This is a genomic window from Micromonospora sp. NPDC047521 (genome assembly GCF_055587305.1).
Genome location: NZ_JBVJGN010000025.1, coordinates 1 through 13,871, shown reverse-complemented (window position 1 = coordinate 13,871; position 13,871 = coordinate 1). Strand labels below are relative to the sequence as shown.

Annotated in this window: 13 protein-coding genes; 8 read left to right on the top strand and 5 right to left on the bottom strand. The window is 69.8% G+C overall.

Annotated elements, in window-relative coordinates; genetic code table 11:
- Positions 1-8 precede the first annotated feature (8 nt).
- The 3 genes from ACZ6N8_RS30365 to ACZ6N8_RS30355 all read right to left on the bottom strand — a co-directional run bounded on the left by ACZ6N8_RS30365 (position 9) and on the right by ACZ6N8_RS30355 (position 2,057).
- Positions 9-809 (bottom strand): SDR family NAD(P)-dependent oxidoreductase, encoded by an 801-nt coding sequence (locus ACZ6N8_RS30365; protein WP_466014388.1) that lies wholly within the window; start codon positions 807-809, stop codon positions 9-11.
- A 14-nt stretch (positions 810-823) separates the two neighbouring features.
- Positions 824-1,630 carry an RNA polymerase sigma factor SigF gene (locus ACZ6N8_RS30360; RefSeq protein ID WP_466014387.1) on the bottom strand — a complete coding sequence of 269 codons (807 nt, stop codon included), beginning with the start codon at positions 1,628-1,630 and terminating at the stop codon, positions 824-826.
- Positions 1,631-1,871: 241 nt separating this feature from the next.
- On the bottom strand, positions 1,872-2,057 hold the full coding sequence (locus ACZ6N8_RS30355) for a hypothetical protein (protein ID WP_466014385.1): 186 nt from the start codon (positions 2,055-2,057) through the stop codon (positions 1,872-1,874).
- 331 nt (positions 2,058-2,388) lie between these two features.
- On the opposite strand from ACZ6N8_RS30355, the gene ACZ6N8_RS30350 reads away from it, so the two are divergent.
- Complete coding sequence (locus ACZ6N8_RS30350) at positions 2,389-4,278, top strand: sigma-70 family RNA polymerase sigma factor (protein WP_466014383.1); 1,890 nt, start codon at positions 2,389-2,391, stop codon at positions 4,276-4,278.
- A 172-nt stretch (positions 4,279-4,450) separates the two neighbouring features.
- The gene (locus tag ACZ6N8_RS30345; RefSeq protein ID WP_466014381.1) at positions 4,451-4,810 is read left to right on the top strand and encodes an STAS domain-containing protein; all 360 of its coding nucleotides are present in this window, start codon (positions 4,451-4,453) and stop codon (positions 4,808-4,810) included.
- Here the strand turns inward: ACZ6N8_RS30345 and ACZ6N8_RS30340 are convergent, their stop codons facing one another.
- Positions 4,811-6,043 carry a PP2C family protein-serine/threonine phosphatase gene (locus tag ACZ6N8_RS30340; RefSeq protein WP_466014380.1) on the bottom strand — a complete coding sequence of 411 codons (1,233 nt, stop codon included), beginning with the start codon at positions 6,041-6,043 and terminating at the stop codon, positions 4,811-4,813.
- 475 nt (positions 6,044-6,518) lie between these two features.
- On the opposite strand from ACZ6N8_RS30340, the gene ACZ6N8_RS30335 reads away from it, so the two are divergent.
- Complete coding sequence (locus tag ACZ6N8_RS30335) at positions 6,519-7,790, top strand: CE1 family esterase (RefSeq protein ID WP_466014378.1); 1,272 nt, start codon at positions 6,519-6,521, stop codon at positions 7,788-7,790.
- Positions 7,791-7,845: 55 nt separating this feature from the next.
- On the opposite strand, the gene ACZ6N8_RS30330 is transcribed toward ACZ6N8_RS30335, so the two are convergent.
- Positions 7,846-8,253, bottom strand: coding sequence for a four-helix bundle copper-binding protein (locus tag ACZ6N8_RS30330; protein WP_466014376.1), 408 nt, complete (start codon positions 8,251-8,253; stop codon positions 7,846-7,848).
- A gap of 156 nt (positions 8,254-8,409) precedes the next feature.
- Between ACZ6N8_RS30330 and ACZ6N8_RS30325 the strand changes: the two genes are divergently transcribed.
- The 5 genes from ACZ6N8_RS30325 (at position 8,410) to ACZ6N8_RS30305 (ending at position 13,658) form a co-directional block, all read left to right on the top strand.
- Positions 8,410-8,808 carry a ChaB family protein gene (locus tag ACZ6N8_RS30325; RefSeq protein ID WP_466014374.1) on the top strand — a complete coding sequence of 133 codons (399 nt, stop codon included), beginning with the start codon at positions 8,410-8,412 and terminating at the stop codon, positions 8,806-8,808.
- Positions 8,809-9,289: 481 nt separating this feature from the next.
- Positions 9,290-10,648: a glycoside hydrolase family 6 protein gene (locus tag ACZ6N8_RS30320; protein WP_466014372.1), complete on the top strand. Its 1,359-nt coding sequence runs from the start codon at positions 9,290-9,292 to the stop codon at positions 10,646-10,648.
- 1,023 nt (positions 10,649-11,671) lie between these two features.
- Positions 11,672-12,121 (top strand): SitI3 family protein, encoded by a 450-nt coding sequence (locus tag ACZ6N8_RS30315; RefSeq protein ID WP_466014370.1) that lies wholly within the window; start codon positions 11,672-11,674, stop codon positions 12,119-12,121.
- Positions 12,122-12,282: 161 nt separating this feature from the next.
- A complete protein-coding gene (locus tag ACZ6N8_RS30310) occupies positions 12,283-12,615 on the top strand; it encodes a hypothetical protein (RefSeq protein ID WP_466014368.1) in 333 nt (110 codons plus the stop codon).
- Between the two features lie 308 nt (positions 12,616-12,923).
- Positions 12,924-13,658 carry a protein kinase family protein gene (locus tag ACZ6N8_RS30305; protein WP_466014366.1) on the top strand — a complete coding sequence of 245 codons (735 nt, stop codon included), beginning with the start codon at positions 12,924-12,926 and terminating at the stop codon, positions 13,656-13,658.
- Positions 13,659-13,871: the final 213 nt, after the last annotated feature.

The following is a 13,871-nucleotide window of genomic DNA, read 5'->3' as shown; positions in this document are numbered from 1 at the left end:
ACCAGCCGTCACGGGACGATCGCGTCGACGTACCCGCCGTCGACGCGGACGGCGGCGCCGGTGGTGGCGGAGGCGAGCGGCGAGGCCAGGTACGTGACCATGTTGGCGATCTCCTCGGGCTCGATCAGCCGCTGGAGCAGCGACTGCGGCCGGTGCAGCCGCATGAACTCCCGCTGCGCCTCCTCCCACGGGAGGCTGTCGCCCACGAGTTCGGCGACGAAGTCCTCGACGCCGCCGGTGTGGGTCGGCCCGGCGAGCACCGAGTTGACCGTCACGCCGGTGCCGGCGGCGGCCTTCGCGAAGCCACGGGAGACGCCGAGCAGGGCTGTCTTCGAGACGCCGTAATGGATCATCTCGGTCGGGGTGACGACTGCCGAGTCACTGCCGATGAACTGCACCCGCCCCCAGCCGCGTTCCATCATGGCGGGCAGGTACGCGCGGGTCAGCCGGACGCCGGCCAGCACGTTCACCTCGAAGTAGCGACGCCACTCGTCGTCGGAGATCTCCAGCGCGGGGGTCGGCCCGAAGATGCCGAGATTGTTGACCAGGATGTCGACGGTGGGCAGCAGGTCGAGGGTCCGCGCCGCCCCCTCGTCGGTGGAGACGTCCGCGTCCACCTCGACCACGTCCGCGCCGGGGACCTCCCCGCGCAACGCGTCCGCCGCGCGTGTGACGCTTGCGGCGGTACGCCCGTTGACCGCCACCCGCGCGCCGGCGCGGGCGAGGCCGGCGGCGATCGCCGCTCCGATCCCCTGGGTCGACCCGGTGACCAGCGCGGTCCTGCCGGAGAGATCGATGTGCAGGGTCATTCGTCGTCCTGTTCCTAGAAGGCGCTGTTGTCGGAGAGGTGGTGTCGCAGTGCTGCCAACGACCGGGTGATGAGCCGGGAGACGTGCATCTGCGAGACGCCGATCCGGTCGGCGATCTGGGCCTGGGTCAGGTTGCCGTGGAAGCGCAGGCTCAGGATCTCCTGCTCGCGCTCCGGCAGCGTCGCGAGGGCGGGACCCAGAGCGACGCGGATCTCGACGACGTCGAACTCGTGGTCGTCGCCACCGAGGGTGTCCCCGAGTTCCCGGTTGCCGTCGGCGCCCATCGGCGTGGACAGCGACGTGGCCCGGTAGGCGCGTGCGCCCTCCAGCCCTTCCAGGACGGTCTCCTCGGTCACGTCGAGGTAGGACGCGATGTCCGCCACCGTGGGCAGGCGGCCGAGGGTGTGGGTGAGGGTGCTGTTGGCAGCGCTGATCGAGATGCGCAGCTCCTGGAGGCGGCGGGGCACCCGCACGGCCCAGGTGCGGTCCCGGAAGTACCGCTTGATCTCGCCGATGATCGTTGGGATGGCGTACCCGCTGAAGTCGACGCCCCGGGTGGGGTCGAAGTTGTCCACGGCCTTGATGAGCCCGACCGCGGCGGTCTGGATCAGGTCGTCGTCGGGCGCGCCGCGTCCGGCGTAGCGCCGCGCCAGGTGTCGGGCGAGCGGCAGCCACGCCTCGATGGTGCGGTCCCGCAGTGCCGGGCGGCGTGGGTCGTCGGAAGGGGTCGCCGCCAGGGAGGCCAGGAGGTCGTCCGGGGTCTGGCTGGTGCTCCGCTGGCCGACGCGTGTGCTGATCGTCGATCCGAAGGTGGTGGACATCAGGTGGTCCCTCCCGCACGTGCCCGTCGATCGTGTCGACCGGAGGATCTCCGAACCGGCTGTCGCCGGGGCGCACGGACGGGCAGATGCGCTGTCGCAAGGCCACGAACACGGGCCTCACCACCGCGTCATGTCGTTCACTTAACGACCCCGACACTACCCAAAATATTGAGTTATTACTAGCCGAAAGTACGATGTCGCGCTGGTGGGACGGCCCACATCCCCCAGCGGGGCTGTGTGGTCAGTCGCGGTGATCCGCGTCGTCGCCGGTGGCGCTGATCGGCCCGGCCGGCGTCACCGCGAACGGATGGCGGAGCCGTCGCATGGCCTCCTCGCTGCCGTCGACTGTCACCGCCGACCCGTCGGCCCCGTCGCCGTTCGACGTGGCGAGAAACAACGCGGGCCGATCGTGGTCATTCGAAGTCATGCAAGATTCCTGTCTTCCGCGAAGGGAGTGTGTGTCCGGGGCCCGGCAACTCGCCGCACGACCTGGTGACGAACCGGTGTGCGCACCGGCGCCCGATCAGGGTGTCTCGTTCACGGGCGAGCGCCCGGCGACACCGACACACCGCACCATACCCGTCGTCGGCACCGTCATGCGTCGCCGGAGGAACCCGACGGCCGATCCGGGGTCGCACCCGACCCACGGCGACCCGGAGAATTTCGTAATCCGCCCGGCCCGCGCGCGTCTCCGATCAGGGGGCGGTCGACACGCACCACGCCCACCCCCGACGATGAGCGCAGAAGGAGTGAGACCCATGCCGTCAGCCGGTCGGCACCTACCCGACGTCGGGTCGGTCGTCGCCGCCCGCCAGGGCGACCAGCGCGCTCTCGACGACGTCGTAGCGGCCTCGCTCCCGCTGGTCTACAACATCGTCGGGCGTGCGCTGCGCGGTCACGCCGACGTCGACGACGTGGTCCAGGAGACGTTGGTACGGGTGATCAGGCACCTGCCCGGGCTCAACGACCCGGCCGCGTTCCGGTCCTGGCTGGTGGCAATCGCCATCCGCCAGGTGCGCGACTGGGAGCAGCGCAGACGTGTCGCGCTCAGCCGCGACGCCGGGCTCGACGCGATCCACAACGTGCCCGACCCGGGCGCCGACTTCGCGGCGACGACGATCCTCCGGCTGGGCCTCACCGACCAGCGGCGTGAGGTCGCCGAGGCGACCCGCTGGCTCGACCCGGACGATCAGGAGCTGCTCTCGCTCTGGTGGCTGGAGGAGACAGGCGAACTCGACCGGACCGAGGTCGCCGACGCGCTCGGGCTCTCCCCGGGGCACGTCGCGGTGCGGGTGCACCGGATGAAGGACCAGATCCAGACGGCGCGCGCCGTGGTCCGTGCGCTACGGGCGCGCCCCGGCTGCCCGGACCTGCGTACCGTGACCGACGAGTGGGACGGCGTCCCCAATCCACTGTGGCGCAAACGGCTGGCCCGGCACGTGCGGGACTGCGCGGCCTGCGGACGGCTGGGCACGAGCCTCCTGCCGATCGACCGGCTGCTCGCCGGCCTGCCGATGCTGCCGCTGCCGGCCGGACTGGGTGCGCACCTGCCGGGTGCCGCCCCGCCCCTGCACGCGTCGCCGGTCGCCGCGTACCAGACCCCGGATCCGACGACCGGGGGCGCCGCCGGAACGGCGCCGGCCGGTGGGGTACCCACCGACGGCGACGGCGGGAACGCGCTTGTCAACCTCGCGCTGAACCGCCCCCGCGGCCTGCTCCCGGCGCTCGCCGTCGGGGCCACCGCCGTCGTCCTCGCCATCACCACGCTTGTGGTGGTCCGGCCGGACGACCCGCCCGCGCCGTCGTGGGCCGCTCCGCCGTCCGCGGCACCCACCGCCGCCGTCACCCCGGGCGCCACGCCCACGCCGGGCGCGCGGCCGTCGTCACGGGCACCTGTCGCGCCGGCGGTCAGCTCGGCGCGCAAGGGCGTCGGGGTGTGGGCCTTCGACGGGGTCAGCCGGGCGCTTGCCGGTTCGAAGGCCGGCTGGTACTACACCTGGGGCACCGAGCATCAGGGCATCACCACCCCACCGGGCGTGACCTTCGTACCGATGATCCGGGGCGCGGAGAACGTCACCGCGCCCGAGTTGGCGCGGGCCCGGGCGGCCGGGCCGTACCTGCTCACGTTCAACGAGCCGGACCTGCCCGACCAGTCCAACCTGACAGTGGAGCAGGCACTGGATCTGTGGCCGCGGTTGATGGCCACGGGCAGCAGGCTGGGCAGCCCGGCCGTGGCCTGGGGCGGTGACGATCCGCAGGGCTGGCTTGGTCGTTTCATGTCCGGCGCGCAGGCCCGTGGGCACCGGGTCGACTTCGTCACCCTGCACTGGTTCGGCGCCGACTTCACCACCGGCACGGCCGTCGACCAGCTCCGGCGGTATCTCCAGGACGTGTACCAGCGGTACCGCAAGCCGATCTGGCTCACCGAGTTCGCGCTTATCCGCTTCGGTGGTGGCGGCCAGCAGTTCCCCAGCCAGGAGCAGCAGGCCGCCTTCCTCACGGCGGCCACCACCATGTTGGGTCAACTCCCGTACGTGCAGCGCTACGCCTGGTTCGGTCTGCCCGCCACCGACAAGGACCGGTCCGGGTTGTTCCGCAGTGGAGCCGACGTGACAGCGGTCGGGCGCGCCTTCCAGGCGGCACGGTGACCGTTCCTTGGCGGGTCGCCGGCGCCGTCGCGACCCTGGTGGTGACGGCGCGTTGACACCGGCCACCGCTGTGGTCCGGCGGTCCGCGAGTTCGCCCGACGTACGCTGGCCGGCGGCGGTTCGTCCGTCGGCCACATAGGGTGAGCGGGATCATCGGCGTGGGGAGGCTGTTGTGGATCTGTCGTTGTCGGTCCGTCCGGGCCGCGGCTGCACCGTGCTCGAGGTGCGCGGCGAGTTGGACATGGCGACGTCCCCGCAGCTGCGCGAGGGGCTGCAACGGCTTGTCGACGCCGGTGACCGTCAGGTGGTCGTGGACCTGGCCCGGGTGGGTTTCATGGACTCCAGCGCGCTGGGCATGCTCGTGGTGATGTTCAAGGCGCTTCGGGAGGCCGGCGGCCGGCTGAGCCTCGCCTCGGCGCAGCCCGCCGTGCAGAACGTCCTGACCGTCACATCTGTGGACCGGGTCATCCGCGTCTATGAGAGTGCGGAGGCGGCCGAAGCCGATGTGGCGGACGACCCGGCAGGCAGGTGATCAGTCGGGCAGTGCGAGGCTGGCGCGCGCCTGGTCGGCGCCGGCACTGGTACGCCGGTCCTCGCTGTGTCCGCCGTACCAGTCGAGGATGAACAGGGTGGCGTCATCGGCGAGGGTCGGTCCGCTGACCTCGAGCACCGCGTCGGCCAATGCCCGGACGGCCTCGCGCGGGTGCAGACCGCCTGTCGACCGCAACACGTCCGGCAGATCCAGGCTGGCGGCGTTGCGTTCCCGTACGCCGTCGGTCACCACGACCAGGCGGTCGCCGGGTCGTAGCGTGATCTCGCCCGCGCGGTAGTCGGCCTCGGCGAACATCCCCAGGGGGAAGCCTGCCGGCAGCGGCAGTGCCTCGGTGCCCCCGTCGCGCATCAGCATCGGCGGCACGTGCCCGGCGTTGAGCAGTGCGCACACCCCGGTGCGGAGGTCGAGGCGACCGAGGACCGCGGTGATGTAGCTGCCGGGCGCCGGGGCGTTGTCCGCCAGGTCGGCGTTCGCGGCGTCGGCCTGCTCCGCCAGACCAACTCCGCGGCGGCGGCTGTTGCGCAGGCTGCCCACGCCCAGGGTGGCCGTCAGCGCGCTGGCCACCCCGTGGCCCATCGCGTCGGTGACGCTGAAGTGCAGCACGTCGCGGGCGAGGCTGTAGTCGAAGGTGTCGCCGCCGATGCTGGCGGCCGGTTCGAGCCAGCCGGACAGGGTGAACGCACTTCCCTCGCACGTGAACGAGCCGGGCAGCAGGCGGCGCTGAATCTCCCCGGACAGGGTGAACGGGGTCGTGCGTTGCCCCCACTCGAACAGGTCGGTGTGCCGCCGGTTGGTGATCACCACGAACGCCAACGCGTGCGCCGTACGGCCGATCTCCTCGAGCGTGGGCGCGGTGGGTTCGTCCGGCAGGATCATCTCGAGCAGGCCGATCGCCTCACCGCGGTCGGTCACCGGCGCCAACACCACCCACCCGTCGGGTTGCGGGACGACCTGCGTCGTCTGGGTCCGGAGCGCCTGCTCGGCGGGGCCGCCGTCGAACGGCATCACCATGGCGACCTCGTCAGCGGCGCGGCGTCCCTCGCCGGTGCCGTCGGGCGGCACGTGGGCCAACCGGACCAGCGCCCGACCGCTGAGGTCCGCGATCAGGAACGCGACGCTGTGCGCCCCCAGCGCCGCGCCGAGCACCCGGGTGACCGCCTCAACCGCCTCGACAGGCGATGCGTTCTCCGCTGCTTCCAGGACATCAGCCATGATCCACCCTCGACCACTTTCCACTGGTGAAGCCTACGAGACCTGGACGATCACCGCCGGGTACGACGACCAGAGTCCCTGACCGCCGCCCGTGCCGTGTTAGCGCGAACTGCTTTCGCCGAGCCGCCACGGCCGTTCCTGCTGACTGGGCCCGGATCGGCATGTTATCGATAACCTGCTATGTTTGCCCGGGGAGCGAAGGGCACGCTCCCGGTCACCTGAGCCTGCCGGCGAAGACGCGTCGAGGGACGCCGACCCTCCACCGCCTACCGGTCGGTGACCAGTCCGGGCCACTCCGTCGATGCCGGCGACCCCCCTTGGCCGCCGGACGACGTCGCTTCGGCCGCATGCCCAGCTTCCGACGCCCGCCGCAGGCAGCAGTCCTCGGCGTGACCCGGCATCCGGGTCCAGGTGGCCGCAGGCGACAGGCACCGCACCCCACCACCGGCACCTGCCAATCGCAAGGAGTCACGCAATGCCGAAACGAAGGCACCTCCTCACATCCCTCGCGGCCGCGGCGGTCCTGCTCGCGGCCACCGCCGGCGGCGCGCTGAACGGCGGCATCCGCGAGGCGGTGGCGGCGACGAACGGCACCCTCGCGGCGACCGCCGGCTGCGGGAAGGCCCCCACGCTGACCAGCGGCACGCGCACGATCCAGAGCAGCGGACAGAGCCGTACCTACAACCTGCGGATCCCCGACGGGTACGACCGCAACCACCCGTACCGCCTGGTCTTCGCCTTCCACTGGCTGAACGGCTCGGCCAACAACGTCACCTCGGCGGGCTACTACGGGCTCCAGCCGCTGTCGAACAACAGCACGATCTTCGTGGCGCCGCAGGGTCTCAACGCCGGCTGGGCCAACACCAACGGTCGGGACCTGACCCTCTTCGACGACATCTCCCGGCAGATCGAGAACGACCTCTGCGTGGACACGACCCAGCGTTTCGCCCTGGGCTGGAGCTACGGCGGAGCCATGAGCTACGCGGTGGCCTGCGCCCGGCCCGACATCATCCGCGCGGTGACAGTCCTCTCCGGCGCAAACCTCAGCGGGTGCAACGGCGGTACGCAGCCGGTTGCCTACTTCGGCATCCACGGCATCTACGACAGCGTGCTGAACATCTCCCAGGGCCGGCAGCTGCGCGACACGTTCGTCAGGAACAACGGCTGCACCGCACAGAGCCCGCGCGAGCCGAGCCGGGGCAGCCTGACCCACATCACCACGACCTACTCGGGCTGCCGGGCCGGTTACCCCGTGCAGTGGGCGGCGTTCGACGGCGACCACACGCCCAGCCCGGTCGACGGGTCCGGCAGCCCCAACGACTCGCGGACCTGGACCTCGGGGGAGATCTGGAGGTTCTTCAGCCAGTTCCAGTCGACCACGCCTCCGACGACCCCGCCGCCCACCACTCCGCCGCCCACGACCCCGCCGCCGACGGGTGAGCCGGGCAGCTGCGCCGCCACCTACCGGACGATCAACACCTGGCCCGGGGGCTTCCAGGGTGAGGTGACCGTGGCCAACACCACCGCCACGACCCTGAACGGCTGGACCGTGGGTCTGACACTGGCCGGCGGCCAGGCCATCAGCAGCCTCTGGAGCGGAACCAACACGGGCACCACCGGCAGCGTCACCGTCCGCAACGCCGCGTACAACGGCAACCTGGCGCCGAACGCCTCGACGACGTTCGGCTTCACCGCCACCGGCGACGGCGCGACCTCACCGGGCAACGTCACCTGCACGAGCCCCTGAGCCAGGCGGGATCAGGGCCCGGAGCCAACCGGCTCCGGGCCCTGCGCGCCGCCTCTCAGCTCATCGTGGCCAGAAGGTCCCGGCAGACCCGCTCGCACGCCCGGCACGCCTCGGCGCAGACCCGGCAGTGCTCGTGCTTGTCCGCGTGCGCGGCGCATTCGTCCCCACACGACCTGCAGGCGGTGGCACACGCCTCCAGCAGGCTTCGGCTGACGTTCGCGTCGTAGCCTGTGTGCCGGGACAGCACCCGTGCGGTGGTGGTGCAGATGTCGGCGCAGTCCAGGTCCGTCCGTACGCACCTGGTCAACTCGGCGACCATGTCCTCGCTCAGGCAGGCGTCGGCGCACGCGGTGCAGGCCTGGGCGCAGTCGTTGAGCGCGTCGATCGCAGCCGCCAGCTTCGCGCGGTCCAGGTTGATCGACGCGGGGTACGTCTCCAGCATCCGCATGGTGATGTCAGGCATCAGGGAGGCCTCTCTCTCGACTCCCGCTGCCGTACCCGAACCGCCCCGACACACACCGCCAGGTGTGCGAAAGCGTCCTCATGCTGCCGAAAAGGGGTGTTTGGTGTTGCTGCCGGGCGGGCACGTCGTCGACAAACGCCGATGAGAGGAGCGACGATGCCGACCCGGAAGGACATGCCCGGCACCCTGAAGCGATCGCCCAAGAAGGCACAGGACACCTACGCGGAGGCGCACGACTCGGCAGTCGACTCGTACGGTGAGGGCGAACGCGCCCACCGTACGGCGTTCGCCGCCGTCAAGCACTCCTTCGAGAAGGTCGGCGACCACTGGGAGCCGAAGAGCCGGAAGGGGCCGAGCGACAAGAAGGCCGCAGGCGGCCGGGGCTCCTCGGGCAGGACGGCAGGTGGGGTCGACGCGAACGCCAGCAAGGAACACCTGATGGACGTGGCGAGGCGGCTCGAGATTCGAGGTCGGTCACGGATGACGAAGGCCGACCTCGTCGAGGCGATCCAGAAGGCCAACAGGAGCAGCACCCGCAAGGCGCGCGGGAGCTAGCACGGCGGTCAGTGCGGCACCGACGCCGACTGCACCCACCGGTCCACGTCCGCCTCGGTCACCGTCGAGGAAACGGTCCACCCGCACCGGCCACTCCTGGCCCGGCCCGTACGGCATCCGCGCACCCCACGGGTCGGCGATCCGATCCACCGTGACGCCCTCCCTCCGGCGACTGCACAGGCCCGTACGCGGTCCTGCCGTCCGCGACGAAAACCCGGCAGGTGTACGTCGCCGGCCTGGACTGACGATCAGTGTCGTCGTCCCCGCCGATGATGCGACATCTTCGGTGGCATCGGTGTGCCGGGTGGTCGGTCGCGAGTCAGGTGCCTTCGGACGACCTGCGTGAATGCCTTGGCAGCGGCGTGTGCCTCCGCTACCGTCATGGGAACGCTCCCACGCACTTAGATACGTCAATGTGATCAGGAGGAAACACGTCGTGGCTATCCTCTCCCACCGGCGCCGCAGATCAACGGCCATCAGTATGTCGGCTATCGCCGGTATCGCCGCCGCCGGCGTCTGCTTCGCCGTCGGCGGCGCGTCCGCCGGCACGGTGTCCGGCTCGCTCTACCGCGACCCGAGTTCGGCAGTCGTCCGCTGGGTCGCCGCCAACCCCGGCGACTCGCGTGCCGCAGTCATCCGCGACAAGATCGCGAGTCAGCCGCAGGCACGCTGGTTCGCCAACTTCAACCCGTCGACCGTGCAGTCCGAGGTCTCCGGGTTCATCGGCGCCGCCAACGCGGCCCAGCAGATCCCCGTGCTGGCGGTGTACGAGATCACCAACCGGGACTGCGGTGGCGCCAGCGCCGGTGGAGCCCCTGACCTCAACCAGTACCAGACCTGGGTGTCGAACTTCGCCAGAGGGCTGGGCAACCGGACGGTCCTGATCATCCTGGAGACCGACTCGCTCGCCCTCCAGACGTGCCTGAGCGGAGCCGAACTCAACGCGCGCAATCAGGCGATCTCGACGGCCACCCAGACCATCAAGTCGGCCAACCCCAACGCCAAGGTGTACCTCGACGGCGGCCACTCCACCTGGAACAGCGCCAGTGAGACGGCCAACCGGCTCCGGGCAGCCGGCGTGCAGTACGCCGACGGCTTCTTCACAAACGTGTCGAACTACAACTCCACCTCCGGTGAGGCGAACTTCGGCCGCTCGGTCATCTCCGCCCTGAACGGCATGGGCATCTCGGGCAAGCGCCAGATCATCGACACCAGCCGCAATGGCGGCGCCAGCGGGGACTGGTGCGGCGACGACAACACCGACAGGCGCATCGGGACGTACCCGACTACCAACACCGGCGACAGCAACATCGACGCGTACCTCTGGGTGAAACCGCCGGGGGAGGCGGACGGCTGCCACTACACGGCCGGGTCCTTCCAGCCCGACCTGGCCTACAGCCTGGCCAACGGCGCGCCCAACCCGCCCACCACCGCACCGCCGACCACCACGCCGCCGACCACCACGCCGCCGACCACCACGCCTCCGACGACGACGCCTCCGACGACCACCCCACCGACCACCCCTCCGAACAGCTCGCCGCCGGCCGGTGACGGCTGCTACGCGGAGGTGGCGCTCAACCAGTGGGCCGAGGGCTTCACAGCGAACGTGACGGTCACCGCCGGCAAGTCGGACATCAACGGCTGGACCGTGACGATCGAACTGCCCGCCGGGGCCGCAGTCACCGGCACCTGGAACGCCCAGGCCACCGGCAGCAGCGGAACCGTCCGGTTCACCAACGTGGGCTACAACGGTCGGATCCTCGGCCGGCAGTCCACCACCTTCGGCTTCCAGGGCACCGGCAGGGGCCCGGGCGTGTTGGCGAACTGCGTGACCTCCTGACCCATCTGATGCCGCGGCCCGGCGTGGAGACCACTCTCCGCGCCGGGCCCGTCTCCGTCCTGCATGCGGGCCGGGCCTTCCCAGGACTCTCGGTGGCCTCGACGGCGTCAAGAGCCGTGTTGAAAGACTCTGCCGGTACCCCTTTTCGCAGAAACTCCGTGAAACCGGCGCGCTGATGTTTGCTGAGGCCAGGTCGGGTACGTCTTCGGCCGGCGGCGGAACGGGACCCTCATCCCCGAAGCCCGAACTGGACGAACCGGCGCTCGCGCAGGGGATCCGTGACCTCCACCGTGTCGGTCACGTCCGGTGCCGGCGGACCGGCGCTACCCTCGGCTGGTGTCGGCCGTCGGCCGTGTTCTCGCGAGCCGGCAGGAGGACACTTCGCTCATGCTCAATGGCAACTGGCTCCTGCTGACGCGAGTCGCCGGGAACACCGGCCCTCGTGGTGGGACGCGTACGGCGTTGGGGAGATGATTGTGCGGTAAGTCGGTCCACGGCGGACACCACCCGTCGGCTGCTCCTGCCGGACCTGGCGGTGGGCAGCGACGGAGGCAGCCGGCCCTGACGAATTCCGTTGTATGCAGAACGGTGTTGTGCCGTAACCAGACTGGCGGCTGATGCCGTGGCGAGCTCGTCGGTGTACCCGACGGCGTCGGTCGACGTCTTGGTCGGCACGCTGCGACGCCGGCGGACCCGCGACTGCCTGCGCTGCGTCTTCCTCCTACGACCGGGCGGATCGAGCCGCCGGTCGTCGTCGATCGTCGCGAGGCGTATGTCTTTGACCGCTACGCGCTCACTCCTCCCATGCCGGGTCGCGCCGTCTGGAAAGCGGTATCCAGAAAGGCCGACGCCGAGCAGACCCAACGCGTGACGTTAAACCTCCACACCTGGCGAGGAGACCTCGCCGCCCTGCACAAGCAGTTCCATGACTGGCCCAATGACGGGACCTGGAGGAACTGGTGGCGGTAACGCGCGACGGTGCGATCATTCAGATCCTCCGGCGAGGCTAACGAAGGGATGCAGATGCCTGTCGAGTACCGGTTGACGCTGGCGGGCGACATCCCACTCGAGCAGGTGGCGGAACTGGCCGCTCCCGGAGCAGTCGAGACGTCCACGGCGTCCGGCGGCAGGATGCTCAGTGCCGACCTGAACGACGAGCACGGGTACGTCGTGGACATCACCGGCGGCCGACGCGGCTACTGCAGCGCCGAGGACGACGGTGATGCTCTGTGGAAGTGGGAGCCGGAGGCCTACGTCGATGTCAGCTTCTACATGCGTAAGGACGCCCTGGTCGACAGGGGTAAACCCCAGATGCTGGCGACTGTGGCCAGGATCCTCGCCGGCACGGCCGAGGATGCGGCCCTGACTCTCAACGGCGACGTGCTGATGCTGACGCGCGTCGCGGGCAGCCTTCGAAAGCACAACACCGACGGCTGGAACGACGAAGACTACGACACAACTTTCAACCCCTGACGGGCGTACGTCTGTCAGCGGCATGGCGACTGCCTGCGGGTAACCAAAGGCTCGCAAGGCCCCATGATCACCGCAGATCGGGCCGCTTCGAAGGGCCTGGAGCCAGAGGTGTGGCGGATCAGCTGAACCGTCACGGGTTGAGCCTGCTCTACCGTGACCACATGCCTCAGACGTTCGAGGTCGACCGAGTCGACCGGATAGCGGACATCCTCTTCGGCGTCGCTACAGCCAAGGGACTGATCGGCTATGGCCCCCTCGCAAAGAGGGTGGACACAAGGCCGGACTTCCTGAGCCAGCCGCTCGACAAGGTCTCCCGTCGAGCGTTCGACAAGGGTGAGCCGCTGTGGAGCGCGTTAGTCGTCTCCCATAGCACCGACCGACCGAGTTCGGGCTTCTACGGCCTGGCGCGAAAAATGCGGCCCGAGTACGTCTCGCTCAGTGATGACGAGTTGTGGGAGCAGGAATGCGAGCGCTGTTACAAAGCGGCCTCCTAACCCGTAATCCTGCAGAGGTAACCGCATCGGCTATGGCCGGTGGCCCGGTCGCGTCTGATGTCGCAGCATCTCCCGCGCGAGGGATCGCGCGCAGCGCTCCCTCGTGGTCACTGTCTGCAGGACGGGTGGTCGGATCGACCACCTTGGCGGCGAACAGCGACTGCTTCGGCGTACCTCGTCGGCGCCGACGGCACGTCCACTTGCGTCGAACCTTCAACCAGAGACACGACACTACAAGCATGCGACCCGTCATGTCTGCGGCGGGTAACATCCGCGCTCGGTAAGGGCGCCTGCCTTACCCTCCCTGCGTGGAACTATCCCTGGACTCTGCGTTCGCAATCTTTGACGCCCAGGACTCCGGGTGCGTCTCCTACGGCGTCGAGGCGTCCGGGCGCCGCTGGTTCGTCAAGACAGGCACCACCGCACCAAGTCGCCGCGCGTTGCTGCGGGCCGCCCGGTTCCACGCTGCGGTCCAGCACCCGGCGATCGTGCGCCCCGAGCACGTCCTCGACGGGCCGACGTTGGTCTACCCGTCGTATGACGGCAGCGTGCTGAACCACGCAACCGTTCACGGTTCGGACCGCGGCGCACTGCACCGGTTTCAGCAACTTCCCCTGCCCGACGTTGAAACAGCCATCGACACCATCCTCGACGCACACCTGGCCGTAACCGCCGCCGCATATGTCGCGGTCGACCTTTACGACGGCTGCTTCCTCTACGACTTCCACGCCCGCCGACCCCGCCTGATCGACCTCGACGAGTACCGGCCCGGGCCGTTCACCCTCGGCACAGACCGCCTCCCTGGATCCCGCCGCTACATGGCTCCCGAAGAATTCGTCCGCGGCGCCGTCATCGACCAGCGCACCACCGTTTACACCCTCGGCCGCACCATCCACCACCTCCTCGACTCCACACCCGGCTGGCGCGGCTCCCACCACCAGATGCAGGTAGCCGTAAACGCCACCGCCACGACACCTGCCGACCGATACCCCAACGTGGCAGCACTCACCGCCGCCTGGCGCACCACCCTGCCGAGCCCGTAGCCCGTAGCCCGGAGCGCGCATCGCGATCTTCGATGATGTGCGTGGTGTGTGCTCTCCAGCGGATGCCAACCGGGGTCAACCGGTACCAACGCGGGTAACGGCGGCCGACCGCGGTCGCGGGTCTGTCAAACGAACGGTGTAACTCGGGTTGTTGACGGCTACTTGCGGCCTGCGGACAGGCGTCCTTCGAAGGCGATGTCGAAGGCGTTCAGG

Coding starts and splice junctions, on each gene's coding strand:
- ACZ6N8_RS30365 (WP_466014388.1), bottom strand. CDS start 809: ATGACCCTGCACATCGATCTCTCCGGCAGGACCGCGCTGGTCACCGGG.
- ACZ6N8_RS30335 (WP_466014378.1), top strand. CDS start 6,519: ATGCCGAAACGAAGGCACCTCCTCACATCCCTCGCGGCCGCGGCGGTC.
- ACZ6N8_RS30320 (WP_466014372.1), top strand. CDS start 9,290: ATGTCGGCTATCGCCGGTATCGCCGCCGCCGGCGTCTGCTTCGCCGTC.
- ACZ6N8_RS30350 (WP_466014383.1), top strand. CDS start 2,389: ATGCCGTCAGCCGGTCGGCACCTACCCGACGTCGGGTCGGTCGTCGCC.
- ACZ6N8_RS30340 (WP_466014380.1), bottom strand. CDS start 6,043: ATGGCTGATGTCCTGGAAGCAGCGGAGAACGCATCGCCTGTCGAGGCG.
- ACZ6N8_RS30355 (WP_466014385.1), bottom strand. CDS start 2,057: ATGACTTCGAATGACCACGATCGGCCCGCGTTGTTTCTCGCCACGTCG.
- ACZ6N8_RS30360 (WP_466014387.1), bottom strand. CDS start 1,630: ATGTCCACCACCTTCGGATCGACGATCAGCACACGCGTCGGCCAGCGG.
- ACZ6N8_RS30330 (WP_466014376.1), bottom strand. CDS start 8,253: ATGCCTGACATCACCATGCGGATGCTGGAGACGTACCCCGCGTCGATC.
- ACZ6N8_RS30310 (WP_466014368.1), top strand. CDS start 12,283: ATGCCTCAGACGTTCGAGGTCGACCGAGTCGACCGGATAGCGGACATC.
- ACZ6N8_RS30325 (WP_466014374.1), top strand. CDS start 8,410: ATGCCGACCCGGAAGGACATGCCCGGCACCCTGAAGCGATCGCCCAAG.
- ACZ6N8_RS30315 (WP_466014370.1), top strand. CDS start 11,672: ATGCCTGTCGAGTACCGGTTGACGCTGGCGGGCGACATCCCACTCGAG.